Annotated in this window: 13 protein-coding genes; 7 read left to right on the top strand and 6 right to left on the bottom strand. The window is 71.6% G+C overall.

Translation table 11 applies throughout. From position 1 onward, the window contains the following. Positions 1 to 34: 34 nt before the first annotated feature. Together ACWFR4_RS17770 and cdgB are read right to left on the bottom strand one after the other, a co-directional pair. Complete coding sequence (locus ACWFR4_RS17770; RefSeq protein ID WP_453653186.1) at positions 35 to 994, bottom strand: carbohydrate-binding protein; 960 nt, start codon at positions 992 to 994, stop codon at positions 35 to 37. Positions 995 to 1092: 98 nt separating this feature from the next. After that, positions 1093 to 2805, bottom strand: a complete 1713-nt coding sequence (gene cdgB, locus ACWFR4_RS17765) for a diguanylate cyclase CdgB (RefSeq protein ID WP_453455912.1) — start codon at positions 2803 to 2805, stop codon at positions 1093 to 1095. A gap of 426 nt (positions 2806 to 3231) precedes the next feature. Between cdgB and ACWFR4_RS17760 the strand changes: the two genes are divergently transcribed. Then, positions 3232 to 3786, top strand: coding sequence for a flavin reductase family protein (locus tag ACWFR4_RS17760; RefSeq protein WP_453455923.1), 555 nt, complete (start codon positions 3232 to 3234; stop codon positions 3784 to 3786). A 28-nt stretch (positions 3787 to 3814) separates the two neighbouring features. Here the strand turns inward: ACWFR4_RS17760 and arfB are convergent, their stop codons facing one another. Further along, positions 3815 to 4252, bottom strand: coding sequence for an alternative ribosome rescue aminoacyl-tRNA hydrolase ArfB (gene arfB, locus ACWFR4_RS17755; RefSeq protein ID WP_383086342.1), 438 nt, complete (start codon positions 4250 to 4252; stop codon positions 3815 to 3817). A gap of 180 nt (positions 4253 to 4432) precedes the next feature. On the opposite strand from arfB, the gene ACWFR4_RS17750 reads away from it, so the two are divergent. Both ACWFR4_RS17750 and ACWFR4_RS17745 read left to right on the top strand, forming a co-directional pair. Beyond that, on the top strand, positions 4433 to 5008 hold the full coding sequence (locus ACWFR4_RS17750; RefSeq protein WP_266562876.1) for a TerD family protein: 576 nt from the start codon (positions 4433 to 4435) through the stop codon (positions 5006 to 5008). 595 nt (positions 5009 to 5603) lie between these two features. After that, the gene (locus tag ACWFR4_RS17745; RefSeq protein ID WP_453653357.1) at positions 5604 to 7175 is read left to right on the top strand and encodes a M4 family metallopeptidase; all 1572 of its coding nucleotides are present in this window, start codon (positions 5604 to 5606) and stop codon (positions 7173 to 7175) included. 38 nt (positions 7176 to 7213) lie between these two features. Here the strand turns inward: ACWFR4_RS17745 and ACWFR4_RS17740 are convergent, their stop codons facing one another. Together ACWFR4_RS17740 and ACWFR4_RS17735 are read right to left on the bottom strand one after the other, a co-directional pair. Further along, a complete protein-coding gene (locus ACWFR4_RS17740) occupies positions 7214 to 8602 on the bottom strand; it encodes a M1 family metallopeptidase (RefSeq protein ID WP_453653184.1) in 1389 nt (462 codons plus the stop codon). A 134-nt stretch (positions 8603 to 8736) separates the two neighbouring features. Continuing rightward, positions 8737 to 9291 carry a GlcG/HbpS family heme-binding protein gene (locus ACWFR4_RS17735; RefSeq protein ID WP_453653182.1) on the bottom strand — a complete coding sequence of 185 codons (555 nt, stop codon included), beginning with the start codon at positions 9289 to 9291 and terminating at the stop codon, positions 8737 to 8739. 285 nt (positions 9292 to 9576) lie between these two features. On the opposite strand from ACWFR4_RS17735, the gene ACWFR4_RS17730 reads away from it, so the two are divergent. The 3 genes from ACWFR4_RS17730 (at position 9577) to ACWFR4_RS17720 (ending at position 11979) form a co-directional block, all read left to right on the top strand. Next, positions 9577 to 10710, top strand: a complete 1134-nt coding sequence (locus ACWFR4_RS17730) for a sensor histidine kinase (RefSeq protein WP_453653355.1) — start codon at positions 9577 to 9579, stop codon at positions 10708 to 10710. After that, positions 10707 to 11348 carry a response regulator gene (locus ACWFR4_RS17725; protein WP_453653180.1) on the top strand — a complete coding sequence of 214 codons (642 nt, stop codon included), beginning with the start codon at positions 10707 to 10709 and terminating at the stop codon, positions 11346 to 11348. Before ACWFR4_RS17730 ends, ACWFR4_RS17725 begins: the two co-directional genes overlap by 4 nt. 121 nt (positions 11349 to 11469) lie before the next feature. Beyond that, positions 11470 to 11979 (top strand): hypothetical protein, encoded by a 510-nt coding sequence (locus ACWFR4_RS17720; protein ID WP_227295543.1) that lies wholly within the window; start codon positions 11470 to 11472, stop codon positions 11977 to 11979. A 25-nt stretch (positions 11980 to 12004) separates the two neighbouring features. Here ACWFR4_RS17720 and ACWFR4_RS17715 read toward each other — a convergent pair whose 3' ends face one another. Continuing rightward, positions 12005 to 12706 carry a pentapeptide repeat-containing protein gene (locus ACWFR4_RS17715; protein WP_405480241.1) on the bottom strand — a complete coding sequence of 234 codons (702 nt, stop codon included), beginning with the start codon at positions 12704 to 12706 and terminating at the stop codon, positions 12005 to 12007. Between the two features lie 142 nt (positions 12707 to 12848). On the opposite strand from ACWFR4_RS17715, the gene ACWFR4_RS17710 reads away from it, so the two are divergent. Continuing rightward, on the top strand, positions 12849 to 14024 hold the full coding sequence (locus ACWFR4_RS17710; RefSeq protein WP_453653178.1) for an FAD-dependent oxidoreductase: 1176 nt from the start codon (positions 12849 to 12851) through the stop codon (positions 14022 to 14024). The last annotated feature ends 16 nt before the right edge of the window (positions 14025 to 14040 follow it).

The raw sequence follows: 14040 nt of genomic DNA, 5'->3' as shown, positions 1-14040 counted from the left end.
GCTGCCGCCCTGCCTGTGTCGCCGGCTGTGTCGCTCAGCCGTTGGTGCCCTTGACGAGCGACATCTGGTCGAAGTTGGCGTCGCACTGGTTGCCCTGCTCGCACGAGATCGTGATCGCGTTCGTGCCCTTGCTGAGCTGGACGACGGACCAGGTCTTCGTCCACCCCTTCTCCCAGTCGCCTTCCTTGGCGTGGGAGAAGTTCTCCATGTTGAGCGGGCGGGTCTGCACCTTGCCGTTGACCGTGATGGTCGCGTTGGCGTCCTTGCCGGGCACCCCGTACTTGACGCGCAGGCTGTACGCGCCGTCCTTCGGGATGCCGCCGACCGTCCAGGTGAGCTTGGCGCCCACCTGGTTGAAGCCGGCCACATAGGTGCCGCCGTCGGCCTCGGCGCCCTGGACGTCCGACGCGGTGACCGTGCCGCCCTCGAGCTTCAGCGCCTTGGCGTCCGTCTTCGGGAGGTCGACCGGCTTGTCGGCGTTCTTGGACGCCGTCTGGCTCGGCTGGACCGACTGGGATCCGCCGGACGGCTGCCCGCCCGCGTCGCCGCCCTTCGCGTCGTCGTTCGAGTCGCCGCCTAGGACCGCGACGCCGATGCCGATGACCACGGCCGCCACGACGGCGAGCGCGCCGATCAGCAGACCCTTGGTGTTGGGCCCGCGTCCGCGGCCGCCGCCACCGCCGTGCTGCGTGGGCGTCACCGTGGTCGGTGCGCCGCCGGGCAGCGTCTCGGGGGCCGAGTAGTGCGCGTTCGGCTGCGCGTAGGCCTGGGGCTGCTGCTGAGGCGCCTGCCCGTACGCGGCAGTCGGCTGAGGCTGCTGCCCGTACTGCCGCTCACCGACCGGCCTGACCTGGTGGTAGGACCGGGGACCCGGATAGCCGTAGCCGCCGCCCCCGCTGGGCGGTGTCGCCCCGGCCGCCTGTCCGTCGGCGTACAGATAGCCGAACGGATCATCGTCCTCGGGCGTGCTCGCGCCGTTGTCAGCGGGCGCCATCCCTGATCACTCCCTACGTATCGCTTACCCGGCGAGCGTACCCGCTGGGAGTGGTCCGAAGGGGTGGCGTTGACCTCACCGATACCTGCGGAAGCAGATCATCCGGCCCGTCGGTGCTGCTTGGCACGCGACCGTTTCTCGATGTACATCCGCTGGTCAGCGGATTTCAACACCTCGTCGGCCGTCATCCCGCAGTGCGCCCATCCGATGCCGAAACTGGCGCCCACACGGACCGCCCTTCCGTCGACCCGGATGGGCGGAATGATGGCGTTCCGCAGACGGACGGCGAGGTCCTGTGCATCGGCCCGGCCGAGCCCGTCGGCGAGCACGACGAACTCGTCGCCGCCGAGCCTCGCGACGGTGTCCCCGTCACGGACACCGCTGGTCAGACGTCGTGCGACCTCGATCAGAACGACGTCTCCGGTGTGGTGCCCGAACCGGTCGTTGATCGACTTGAAGCCGTCCAGGTCGCAGAAGAGGACCGCCAGGCCCTTCGTGCCGTCGTCGGTTTCCCCCTCGGGCGCGACGATGTGGACGTGGTGATCGAAGCCATAGTCGTCGTAGATCCCGCCGGAGGGCCCGGACCCGCCGTTCTGCTGTCCGGCCGCGGCGGCAGCGGCGGCCCCCGCGAAGTCGAACCCGTGCCCGTTCGTGTCGTACGAGCTGCCGGTGCGGTCCCCGTACGCCGCGTCCAGGGAGTCCACGGCGCTCGGCTCGGGCAGCTGGGGGCGGCGGCACAGGCGGGACGAGAGGCGGGACCGCAGCTCCGCCGAGTTCGGCAGGCCGGTGAGGGAGTCGTGGGACGCGCGGTGCGCGAGGTGCAGCTCGCGGCGCTTGCGCTCCTCGATGTCCTCGACGTGGGTGAGCAGGAAGCGCGGCCCGTCGGCGGCGTCGGCCACCACCGAGTTCCGCAGGGACACCCAGACGTAGGTGCCGTCGCGCCGTCCGAGGCGCAGCTCGGCGCGGCCGCCCTCGGCGGAGGTGCGCAGCAGCGTGCCGATGTCCTCGGGGTGGACGAGGTCGGAGAACGAGTAGCGGCGCATGGCGGACGCGGGGCGGCTGAGCAGCCGGCACAGGGCGTCGTTCGTGCGCAGGAGCCGCCCGTGCTGGTCGCCGCCCATCTCGGCGATGGCCATGCCGCTCGGCGCGTACTCGAAGGCCTGGCGGAAGGACTCCTCGCTGGCGCGCAGGGCCTGCTGCTCGCGTTCGAGCCGGACGAGGGCGCGCTGCATGTTGGCGCGCAGCCGGGCGTTGCTGATGGCGATGGCGGCCTGGAAGGCGTACATCTGCAGGGCCTCGCGGCCCCAGGCGCCGGGGCGCCTGCCGTTGCGCGGGCGGTCCGCGGAGATCACGCCGAGAAGTTCGCCGCCGGAGCTGCCGGTGGCGTACATCGGGGCGAAGAGGCGGTCCGCGGGGTGCCACTCGTCCTCGAAGCGGGGCGGCGGCCCGTCGGTGAACCACTGCGGTACGTCGTCATCGTCGAGGACCCAGCCCTCGGTGTGCGGGATGAACCGCAGGTCGCCCCAGGCCTCGCCCATGGACAGGCGGCGGTCCCAGGAGGTGCGGGAGCCGACCCGGCCGGTGATGAGGGCTTCGGCGGAGGAGTCGCCGGAGAAGGCGGCGACGACGAGGTCACCGTCGGGGCGTACGAGATTGACGCAGGCCAGCTCGAATCCGAGGCCGTTCACGACTCCGTCGGAGACCGTCTGCAGGGTGTCGGCCAGGCTGCGGGCGGTGTTCATGTCCGCCATCACCTGGTGAAGCTGCCGCAGGGTCGCAAGACGGACGTACGGCTCCGACTCGGTCTCCATGCTCAGCTCTCCCCGAGACCTCGACAGCACTCCAGAATTCTGATCGCCGATTCCGCACGTGCGTGTGCACGCTCTTCTTGCAGTGTCTCCGCCACTGAATCACAGCGAGCTGTCCACCCGGTACACAGGGTCAACAAAATATGGCTCCTGTGACTCAAGTCACAAGAGGAGATGAAGGGTTGAGGGGTGCTCCGGCGCACGCCCCCTGCACTTCCTGAACGGAGAACACCCCCGAACACCGCCATATTCGGACAACACCCACCACAGGTCCTAGGACCGTCCTCGGCCCAAGGCCCGATGTGGCGGGCACGGCACCGAAGCTAGCGTCGAGACGTGCTGAAGACTCCCCCGCCGCTGAAGAATCCCCCGCTCTCCCCCACCACCCGCACGACCCCCTCAACCCCCTCAACCCCCACGGCCGCTTTCATCCCCGCGCCCGCCTCGGCCGGGCATGCTGAGGGGGTGAGCAACGACGAGTTCCGCGCCGCCATGTCCCGACTGGCCGCGGGCGTGGTCCTGGTGACCGCGCGCGAGATGCCGCTCGACCCGGACGACCCGTCGGCCCCCCTGGGCGAGGACGCCGGCATGACGGCGACGGCATTCCTGTCGGTCTCGCTCGACCCGCCGCTCGTCCTCGTCAGCCTGCGCAACGGCTCCCGCATGGACGACCTGCTCGACGAGCAGCCCCTGTGGGCGGTGTCCGTGCTCTCCGAGAGCCAGCGCCACATCGCGGGCCGCTTCGCGATGAAGGGCCGCATCAGCGACCGTCTGCTCTTCGAGGACATCCCGTACGTACGCGGCGAGGTGTCGGGCGCGCCCCTGGTGGGCGGCTCGCTCGCGACGCTGGAGTGCCGCACGGAGCAGCGGGTGCCGGCCGGGGACCACACGCTGGTGATCGGCCGGGTGCTCACGGCCTCGCTGCCCAGCGCCGACGGCGGACCGCTGGCCTACTTCAAGGGGAAGTACCGGCAGTTGGGGTGAAGCCCCCGCCCGGCCGCCGTGAGGCCGCTCAGTCCCAGCCCCGCCCCGACCGGCCGCGCTTCGTGTCCGACCGTGCCTTCTTGTTGCGCAGGCGGCGCTCGTTGATCCCCCGGGGGATGCGGGTCGCGCGGCGCGGCTTGGGCGGCGGGGCGGTGGCCTCGGCGAGGAGGGATGCGAGGCGTACGGCGGCGGTCTCGCGGTTGCGCCACTGGGAGCGGTGCTCCGAGGACCGCACGGAGATGACGCCGTCGACGAGGCGGGAGGCGAGCCGCTCCAGGGCCCGCGCCTTCCACACCTCGGGCAGCGCCTCCGTGCCGGCGAGGTCGAAGCGGAGCTCGACCTGGGAGTCGCTGGTGTTCACGTGCTGGCCGCCCGGCCCGGACGACCGGGAGAATCGCCAGAGAAGCTCGGCCTCCGGAAGGACCACCGAGCCGCGGATGAAGTAAGGACCGGACATGGGTTCCATGGTCGCGCCTGGACACGCGCCACGTCACCCCCTTTTCCCGGCGCCGCACCCATCCCGGGGAAAGTGGGTAAAGAAAGTAAAGACACCTGGAACCCTGGATCCCCCCTTGGCGTTCATAGGGGTACGAGTAGCTTCGTCTACGAAGCGCACGCATCGCTAACGAGGGAAGGACTCCCGACAATGGCTGTAAGCCTGTCCAAGGGTGGCAACGTCTCGCTCACCAAGGAGGCTCCGGGCCTGACCGCCGTCACCGTGGGCCTCGGCTGGGACGTCCGCACCACCACCGGCACCGACTTCGACCTCGACGCCTCCGCGATCGCGGTGAACCCGCAGGGCAAGGTCTACTCGGACGGCCACTTCGTCTTCTTCAACAACAAGGCGACGCCGGACCAGACCATCGTCCACACCGGTGACAACGTCACGGGCCAGGGCGAGGGCGACGACGAGCAGATCAACGTCAATCTGGCGGGCCTCCCGGCCGACGTCGACAAGATCGTCTTCCCGGTCTCGATCTACGACGCGGAGAACCGCTCGCAGAACTTCGGCCAGGTGCGCAACGCGTTCATCCGCATCGTCAACCAGGCCGGCGGCACCGAGATCGCCCGCTACGACCTCTCCGAGGACGCCGCCACCGAGACCGCCATGGTCTTCGGCGAGCTGTACCGCAACGGCGCGGAGTGGAAGTTCCGCGCGGTGGGCCAGGGTTACGCGTCGGGCCTCGTCGGCATCGCGCAGGACTTCGGCGTGAACGTCTGATCGCGGACACTTTCGCGCGGGACGCGGGCACGGCCGGCGTGACCGGCATGGCCGCCATGGATGTCATGGCCGTCTGACGCCCGCAGCACGGCGGTTGAAGGGCCCCGGCCGGGGAGATCCGGCCGGGGCCCTTCTGCGTGCCCGCGCGCCCCGCCCCCATTCCCCGCCTCACGGCTGACAGCTCCTCAGCTTCCTCACCGCCCTCAACGCCCCCGCTCCCTCATAGCCCTCGTCGCCCTCGTCGCCCTCGTCGCCCTCGTCGCCCTCGTCGCCCTCGTCGCCCTCGTCGCCCTCGTCGCCCTCGTCGCCCTCGTCGCCCTCAACCGACGCATGCCGGCCAGCACTTCCCTGTCAAGCGGCAAATAACGGACAGCCGCCACCCGCATTCGGACACGAACTGGCAAATCTTTGACGGCGCTCTGTCAAACAAAGTGCGCTCGGTGTCACTCTCTCCCCGCGCCCCCCACCCCGACGGGTCACCACCCACGGGTCGTTGGACACATAAGGAGTCCGAGTGACACACCGCTCCCCCGCTCCCCGCACCACCGGCCGCAGGACCGCCGCACGAGCCACCGCGCTCGCGGCATCGGCCGCCATGGTCGTCCTGGCTCTGCAGAGCGGCACCGCGGCAACCGCCGCCGGCCACACCGCAAGCGACCGCACCGCCGGGGCCACCGCCCTGCCGCTCAGCGCGTCCCAGCGGGCCACGGCCCTCAAGGACGCACAGGCCGACGCCCCGGCGGCCGCCCGCCAACTCGGGCTCAGCGGCGCGGAGAAGCTCGTCGCCCGCGATGTCGTCAGGGACGCGAACGGCACGACCCACACCCGCTACGAGCGCACCTACGACGGCCTGCCCGTACTCGGCGGCGACCTCGTCACGCACACCGCGAAGAACGGCGACCTCAAGGGCGTCTCCAAGGCGCACAAGGGGGCGATATCCGTGGCGTCGACGGACGCCTCCCTCGCTCCCACCGCCGCCAGGAAGTCGGCCCTCGCCGCCTCGGACGCCAAGAGCGCCGCCGCGAAGAACGTCCGCAAGGTCGTCTGGGCCGCCACCGGCACGCCGGTCCTCGCGTACGAGACGGTCGTGACCGGCACCCAGGCCGACGGGACACCGAGCGAGCTGCACGTCGTCACCGACGCCGCCACCGGCAAGAAGCTGTACTCGTACGAGGGCATCGAGAACGGCACCGGCACCAGCGAGTACAGCGGCACGGTCACGGTCGGCAGCACCGCATCGGCCGGCGGCGGGTTCGACCTCGCCGACGGCGGGCGCGGCGGCCACAAGACGTACGACCTGAACGGCGGGACGTCCGGCACGGGCACGCTCTTCCACGACGCCGACGACCAGTGGGGCGACGGGACGGTGACGAACCGGCAGACCGCCGCGGTCGACGCCGCGTACGGCGCGGCCGAGACGTGGGACTACTACAAGAGCGCGTTCAACCGGAACGGCATCGCGGGCGACGGCAAGGCCGCGTACTCCCGCGTCCACTACGGCAACGCCTACGTCAACGCCTTCTGGTCGGACGCCTGCTTCTGCATGACGTACGGCGACGGGCAGAGCAACCAGCACCCGCTCACGGCGCTCGACGTGGCCGGCCACGAGATGAGCCACGGCCTGACCGCGTCCACCGCGGGCCTCAACTACAGCCGTGAGTCGGGCGGCCTGAACGAGGCGACGTCCGACATCTTCGGCACGTCGGTGGAGTTCTTCGCGAACAACAGCAGCGACGTCGGCGACTACCTCATCGGCGAGAAGATCGACATCAACGGCAACGGCACCCCGCTGCGTTACATGGACAAGCCCAGCAAGGACGGCGGCTCCGCCGACTACTGGTCCAAGACGGTCGGCCGCCTCGACGTGCACTACTCGTCGGGCGTCGCCAACCACTTCTTCTACCTCCTGAGCGAGGGCAGCGGCGCGAAGACCATCAACGGGGTCTCGTACAACTCCCCGACCTCCAACAACTCCACGCTCACCGGCATCGGCCGGGCCAAGGCCGAGCAGATCTGGTATAAGGCCCTCTCGACGTACATGACGTCGACGACGAACTACGCGGCCGCCCGCACCGCCACACTCCAGGCAGCGAGCGACCTGTACGGCGCGAACAGCGCCGAACAGCAGGCCGTCGCGGCGACCTGGACCGCGGTGAACGTGAAGTAGCCCTCACTCGAGGGAAGGTTCGGCCGGGCCATCCGGAATTACGGGTGGTCCGGCTTTCCCTTTCCGTACAGCCAGTCGTCCCACACAGGCCCCAGATCCTTGCCCGGGTTCTGCTTCTCCACGTACGCGGTGAAGTCGGCGGTGTCCGCGTTGCCGTAACGGTGCGCGGCGGGCCAGCCCTTGAGCAGCTCGAAGAACTTGGCGTCCCCGACCGTCTCGCGGATCTTGTGCAGCACCATCGCGCCGCGCTCGTAGACGGGCGGGGCCGAGATGTTCGCGGCCCCGGACGGCTTGGCGGGCGGGAAGGCCCAGATCGCGTTCCCACTGCCCTTCGCGTAGTAGCGGTCGAACGTGTCCTGCGCGCTGTCGCCACCGTGCTGCTCCTGCCAGAGCCATTCGGCGTAGGTCGCGAAGCCCTCGTTGAGCCACATGTCCCGCCAGGACTTCGGCGTGACGGAGTCCCCGTACCACTCGTGGGCCATCTCGTGGACGAGCGTGGACAGCGGGGGGGTGCCCGGGAAGACGGGCCGGTTCTGGGTCTCCAGCGCGTACCCGGCGTCGTTCTCCCGGTCGACGACGGCGCCGGTGGAGGAGAAGGGGTAGGGGCCGAAGGTCTTCGACTCCCAGGCCATGACGTCCGGGAGCCTGCCCAGGACCTTGGCGCTCGCGGCCGCCTCGACCGGGTCCACGGCGGTGTACACGGGCAGCCCGTCGGGCGTCTTGTAGGCCTTGGTCTCGAACTTCCCGATCGCCAGCATCGCCAGGTAACTGGCCATGGGCTGCGGGACGTGCCAGTCGAACGTCGTCCGCCCGCCGGCCGTCCGCTCCTTCGTCAACTCCCCGTTGGACACGGCCGTCAGGCCCTTGGGGACGGTCACATGAATGTCGTACGTCGCCTTGTCGGAGGGGTGATTGTTCCCGGGGAACCAGGCCATGGAGCCGGTGGGCTCGCCGAGCGCGAGGGCCCCGTCCTCCGTGGGGAGCCAGCCCTCCTCGGAGCCGTCCGGGTCGGTGATGGTCACGGGCTTCCCGGAGTACCGCACGACCGTGCGGAACTCGGAGCCCTTCCGCGGCGCCTCGGCCGGCCGGATCGTCAGCTCGTGCCCGGCCCGCTCGAACGTGGCCTTCTTCCCCTCGACGGTGACGCGTTCGACGGTCAGGCCCTTGAGGTCGAGGTTGAACGCGCTGAGGTCCTGGGTGGCCTTCGCGGTGATGTCGGCGGTGCCCGTCAGACGGTGCCGGTCGGCGTCGAGGGTGAGGGTGAGGGTGTAGTGCGTGGCGTCGTAGCCGCCGTTGCCCAGCTTCGGAAAGTACGGGTCCCGCACGCCCGCGGCACCCGGCGTGCTGTGCACACCGGCGGCGGAACAGGCGCCGAGGGCCAGGACGAGGGCGAGGGCGGCGGGGGCGGATCGTGGGCTACGGGGCACTGAATGATCGTAGGGGCGAACGACGTGGAGGCGCCTGCCGGTCGGCGGACGCCTCCACGTCGGTGGGGGTATGGCGACTAGGGCGTTCGGATCGGGCTGGGTCAGGGAGCGGGGTCTGATCCGAACGAGAGGCCCTAGCGGTTCAGCGCAACAACACCGGCCTGCGCGAACTTCTCGTCCAGGTCGCCCGAGGGCGCACCCGCGACGCCGATGCCCGCGACCGGGGCGCCGTTCGCCGCGACGGGCGCGCCGCCCGCGAGGAACAGGGTGCCCGGGATGTCCTTCAGGTTCGGGGCCTGCTCGAGGCGCTTGGCGAGCTCGGACGTCGGCGCGTTCCAGGACACCGCGGTGTACGCCTTCTTCACGGCGGACTCGTACGACTGCGGGCCGGCGCCGTCGCCGCGGAGGGTGACGATCGTGTTGCCGTTGCGGTCGACGACGGCGACGGAGACGCGCTGGTTCTCCTTCTTCGCGGCGTCGAGGGCGGCCTGCGCGGCCTTCGTGGCGGCGGCCGTGGTCAGGTGCGTGGACTGGGTGAGGTTCTTGGCCGGGGCGTCCGCGGTCACGGCGGCGGGGGCGGCGGCCGGGGCGGACGCGCTGGCCGAGACCGCCCCGAAGGTACCGGCGACGACGCCGGCGAGGACGGCGCCACCGGTCAGGACACGGGCGCGCTTCGAGATCTTCTTCATGACGGGTGCTCCTTGGAGGCGGTCGGGTCGGTCAGAGGCGGCCGGTGAGTCGCTCTGGTATCGATCCTCAGGCCGGAAACCGGGCCGCACCGTCGACGTACCGGCTGCGACCGGAGCGCGGCTCGGCTGACGTCCGGGTCAGCCGATCGGCTGACCCGCGTACCGCCCGAGCAGGCCACAATGGGGGTGTTTGACCAGTTCAGCAGCGCGCTGGCGGAAGCGGAGAGGGGTACGGGCGTGGCACACGGGACGCGGGATCCGGACGCCCGCTGGCTGGCCGCGGTGATGCACACCACGTTCTTCCTGCTGCTCGGCGGAGCCCTCGCACGGTTCCTGCTGCGCCACCCGGGCGAGGCCCGCACCCCGTGGATCATCGCGCTGTCCGTGGTCCTGGCCGCGCTGTACGTGCTCGGCCCCGCGCTCGGCCCGGGCCGCGGCGCCCGCCCCACCCCGCGCCGCCTCACCTGGCTGGCCCTGGTCGTCGCCGTGTGGGTGGTCCTCGTCGTCCTCGCGCCGAGCTTCGCCTGGTGCGCGGTCCCGCTCTTCTACACGGGCCTGCGCACCCTGCCCGCCCGCGCCGCGCTCGTCCTGATCGGCGTACTCACGGTGTTCGTCGTCGGGGCACAGCTGCGCCTCGCGGGGGACTTCGACCCGAACCTGCTGCTCGCGCCGCCGGCCGTCGCGGCCCTGGCGACCGCCGTCTTCGTCCACATGGAGCGCCAGGCGGAACGCCAGCGCGCCCTGATCGACGACCTGGTGCGCACCCGCAGGGAACTCGCCGCGACGGAGCGCCGCGAGGGGACGCTCGCCGAGCGCCAGCGCCTGTCGATGGAGATCCACGACACGCTCGCCCAGTCCCTTTCCAGCCAGCAGATGCTGCTCCAGGCGGCGGACCGGCTGTGGGACGCCGACCCCGAGCGGGCCCGCGCCCATGTGCGGACCGCGGAGTCGGTGACCGAGCGGGGCCTCGCGGAAGCACGCCGGTTCGTGCACGACCTGGCGCCGGCGGACCTCGCGGGCGGCGGCCTGGACGAGGCTCTGCGCACGCTGGCGGCGCGGGAGTCGGAGGCGGGGCTCGCGGTCCGCTTCCACGCGGAGGGCGCCCCGGCCCCGCTGCCCGACCGGGTCGAGTCCGCGCTGTTGAGGATCACGCAGGGCGCCCTGGCGAACGTACGGGAGCACGCGGACGCGACAGCCGCCGCGATCACACTGACGCACCTCGGCGACCAGGTCGTCCTCGACATCGCGGACAACGGCCGCGGCTTCACACCCGAGCCCCCGCGGGAGGCGGGCGTGCGCGGGCACGGCCTTCCGGCGATCCGGGCGCGCACGCGGCAGCTGGGTGGCACGCTGACGATCGAGTCGGCGCCGGGCGAGGGCACGGTGCTGTCGGTGGCGATTCCGCTGGAGGCCTCATGAGTGACCCCGTACGACTGCTGGTGTGCGACGACCACGTGGTGGTGCGCGCGGGACTGCTCGCCCTGCTCGGCAGCGCACCCGGCATCGAGGTCGTGGGCGAGGCCGGCACGGGCGACGAGGCGGTGGCGCTCGCCGCGAAGCTGACGCCGGACGTCGTCCTCATGGACCTTCAGCTGGGCGAGGGCATCGACGGCGTGGAAGCGACGCGGCGGATCACGACCGCGCCAACCGAGGCAGGCCCGCACCCGCACGTCCTGGTCCTGACCACGTACGACACGGACGCCGACATCACCCGGGCCATCGAGGCCGGCGCCACGGGATACCTCCTCAAGGCGGAGCGTCCCGAGGAGCTGTTCGCCGCGATCCAGGCCGCCGCCGAGGGCCGTACGACGCTGTCCCCGCCGGTCGCGAGCCGCGTCATGGCCCGCATGCGCAGCCCGCGCCCGTCCCTCACGGACCGCGAGCGGGACATCCTCGGCCAGCTCGCCCAGGGCCTGGGCAACCGGGACATCGCCCGCGCCCTGTTCATCAGCGAGGCCACGGTGAAGACCCACCTGGGCCGGATCTACGACAAGCTCGGCGTGGACACCCGGGCGGGCGCGGTGGCGGTGGCGAAGGAACAGCGGCTGCTGGGCTGAGCGCGTGCCGACCGCCGGGACGCCTGTGTGGCGTGACGGCTGCGGTGCCCGTGACAGCCGGGCCCGCACCCTTTCCCGCCCGTGAACGGCACCCCCTCCCGACCGTGACACCATCACTAACGTGCTCGACATCGGCTACGCCCTCTCCCGCCGCTTCCCCGACCCTCCGCAGACGGACTTCCGTCGCGCGGACGTCCACGCGCTGCGGCACGACCTGTTCGCCGGCGACGTCTACCTCGCCGACACCAAGGCCGACCGGGAGCTGTCCACAGCCTGGGGATGGGTTCCGGTGCTGGACTTCGCATGGGCGCTGTGCGACATCGTCGAGCAGCTGGACCGTGACCCGCGCGGCAGCCGCGCGTCGAGGCCGCAGTACGCCGAGCTCGACTTCACCGAGTCGACGGACCGGATGCTCTTCGAGCGCCGCTTCGGGTGGGTCGACATCGAGGCCGACTGGATGGAGGCCGACGAGCCGCCCCTGACGTTCTCCCACACCGAGCTGCGCCGTGAGGCCCGCGACTTCCTGCACGACGTGATCGCCGACCTCACCGACATGCACGAGGACCTGGCGGACAACCCGGCGATCTGGGACCTCCAGGCCCGCTTCCCCCGCGTCCCGGACGAGCGCTAGCCCCCACCTCTCGATCGGCCGCCCCCTACTCCACCCGCACCCCGATCTGCGCCGCGAACGCCGGTGCCAGGTCGAAGAGCTGGGCCGGGCTGATCACGGCCCCGGCCAGCCGGTCCACGCCGCGCGCGATCCCCAGCTCGGCCACGCCCCGCAGATCCACGTCCGCCATCACGGCGCCCGTGAAGTCCGCACCCCGCACCACGCAGCCCTGGAACTCCACCCGGTCCAGACGCGCGCCCCCGAAGTCCGGCTCCACCAGCACGCATCCGTCGAAGACGACGTCCTTCAGGCGCGCCTTGCGCAGATTCAGGTACTCGATCTTCCCGCCGCGCACCACGACCCGCTCCAGCACGCTCCCGTGCAGCTGGACCCCGCCGAGCCGGGCGTCCACCACCTCGACGTCCCGCAGGGTCGCCTCCGCGAGGTCCGTGCCCACACCCCGTATCCCCGTCAGCGTGGAATCGAGGATCCGGGCGCGGGTCAGCCGCGTCTCGTCGAGCCCGCACCCTTCGAGCGCGCAGTCCATGAAGCGGGCGCCCCCGCCGTCCTGCCCGGTGAAGTCGGCCGCCGTGAACTCCACCCCGTCGTAGTCCCCGTCCGGCTCGAGCTCGCCGCCGGTCCAGGGCGCCAGCGGGGGCAGCCGCACCTCGGGCCGCCGCGCCTTCTTCACCGCCGCCGGTTTCGCCGACGACGCCTTCGCCGGCCTCACCACTCGTTTCTCCGCCATGCCCCCATGCTGCCCGCCGCCACTGACAATCGGTGACCGCCGCCCTTCCCCCCTCCCGCACATGTCACATTCCGCCGCGCACAGCCGTCGTGAAGGCACAGCCACAGGCACAGGCACAGCCAACCCGAAGGGGAACAGCGGCATGGCAACGACCACCCCCGACCTCACCGTCATCGGCGGCGGATTCGCCGGCCTCACCGCGGCCGTCACCGCCGCCGAGGCCGGAGCGAGCGTCACGCTCCACGAGTCGCACCACACCCTCGGCGGCCGCGCCCGCACCGCCGATGGCCCGTACCGCACGCACGACGGACCGCACGCCCTCTACAGCGGCGGCCCGCACTGGACCTGGCTGAAGCAGCGCGACCTGCTCGGCCCCCTCGCCCCGATCCCGCCCGTCGAGGGCTCCCGCCTGCGCTTCCACCACCGCGGAACCCTGCGCCGCACCCCTCCGCTGGCCCTTCTGCGCCTCCTTCGCCACCGGTCCGAACACGCGCCCGTGGACGTGGACTTCATGACGTGGGCGACGCGCCACGTCGGCGAGGAGGGGGCCCGCGCGGCCGCCCATTACACGTCCGTTGCGCTCTTCCACCACGACCCGGGCTCCCTCTCCGCGGCCTTCGTCCAGGAGCGCCTGCGCCGCGCCGCGAAGGTGCCGCCGGAGGCGCACTATCCGCGCGGCGGCTGGGCGTCCGTGATCGACCGGATGGCGGCCCGCGCCTGGAATCTGGGCGTGCGCGTGGAGACGCTGTCCCGCGTCGACTCCGTGCCCACGGGCGGCGGGCCGGTGATCGTGGCGACGTCCCTCGACTCGGCGCGCCGCCTCCTCGGGGACTCGTCGCTGACGTGGGACAGCGGCCGTACGACTCTGATCGACCTGGCCGTGCGCACCCGCCGCGGCGACGCCTTCATCGTGTCCGGGCTCGACTTCCCGGCCTGGCTGGAGCGGTTCACGGCCCAGGACCGGAGTCTGGCGCCGCACGGGCAGCAGCTCGTCCAGGGCCACATCCCCGTAGCGCCGCACGAGTCGAAGGCCGACGGCACGGCACGCGCCGAACGCCTGCTCGACCTGGGATTTTCCGGCTGGCGCGACCGCGTGACCTGGCGCAGGGACGCGCTCGCGAACGGACGAACGGGGGCGGTCGACCTGCCCGGCACGACCTGGCGGGACCGGCCCGCGATCGACCGCGGGGACGGCGTGTATCTGGTGGGTGACCAGGTCGCGGCGCCTGGCGTGCTCTCCGAGGTGTCGTTCAACAGCGCCATCGAGGCGACCACGCTCGCGCTCACCGCGTCCCGGCCGGGGATCCGCGCGGCCTGACGCCGCACTTGACCTC

Source organism: Streptomyces sp. NPDC055140 (assembly GCF_053607285.1).
The sequence above is the reverse complement of the archived record's forward strand: the minus strand, read 5'-3'. Positions and strand labels throughout refer to the sequence as shown.

Coding starts and splice junctions, on each gene's coding strand:
- ACWFR4_RS17725 (WP_453653180.1), top strand. CDS start 10,707: ATGAGTGACCCCGTACGACTGCTGGTGTGCGACGACCACGTGGTGGTG.
- ACWFR4_RS17750 (WP_266562876.1), top strand. CDS start 4,433: ATGGCTGTAAGCCTGTCCAAGGGTGGCAACGTCTCGCTCACCAAGGAG.
- ACWFR4_RS17730 (WP_453653355.1), top strand. CDS start 9,577: ATGCACACCACGTTCTTCCTGCTGCTCGGCGGAGCCCTCGCACGGTTC.
- arfB (WP_383086342.1), bottom strand. CDS start 4,252: ATGGAACCCATGTCCGGTCCTTACTTCATCCGCGGCTCGGTGGTCCTT.
- ACWFR4_RS17715 (WP_405480241.1), bottom strand. CDS start 12,706: ATGGCGGAGAAACGAGTGGTGAGGCCGGCGAAGGCGTCGTCGGCGAAA.
- ACWFR4_RS17735 (WP_453653182.1), bottom strand. CDS start 9,291: ATGAAGAAGATCTCGAAGCGCGCCCGTGTCCTGACCGGTGGCGCCGTC.
- cdgB (WP_453455912.1), bottom strand. CDS start 2,805: ATGGAGACCGAGTCGGAGCCGTACGTCCGTCTTGCGACCCTGCGGCAG.
- ACWFR4_RS17710 (WP_453653178.1), top strand. CDS start 12,849: ATGGCAACGACCACCCCCGACCTCACCGTCATCGGCGGCGGATTCGCC.
- ACWFR4_RS17745 (WP_453653357.1), top strand. CDS start 5,604: ATGGTCGTCCTGGCTCTGCAGAGCGGCACCGCGGCAACCGCCGCCGGC.
- ACWFR4_RS17770 (WP_453653186.1), bottom strand. CDS start 994: ATGGCGCCCGCTGACAACGGCGCGAGCACGCCCGAGGACGATGATCCG.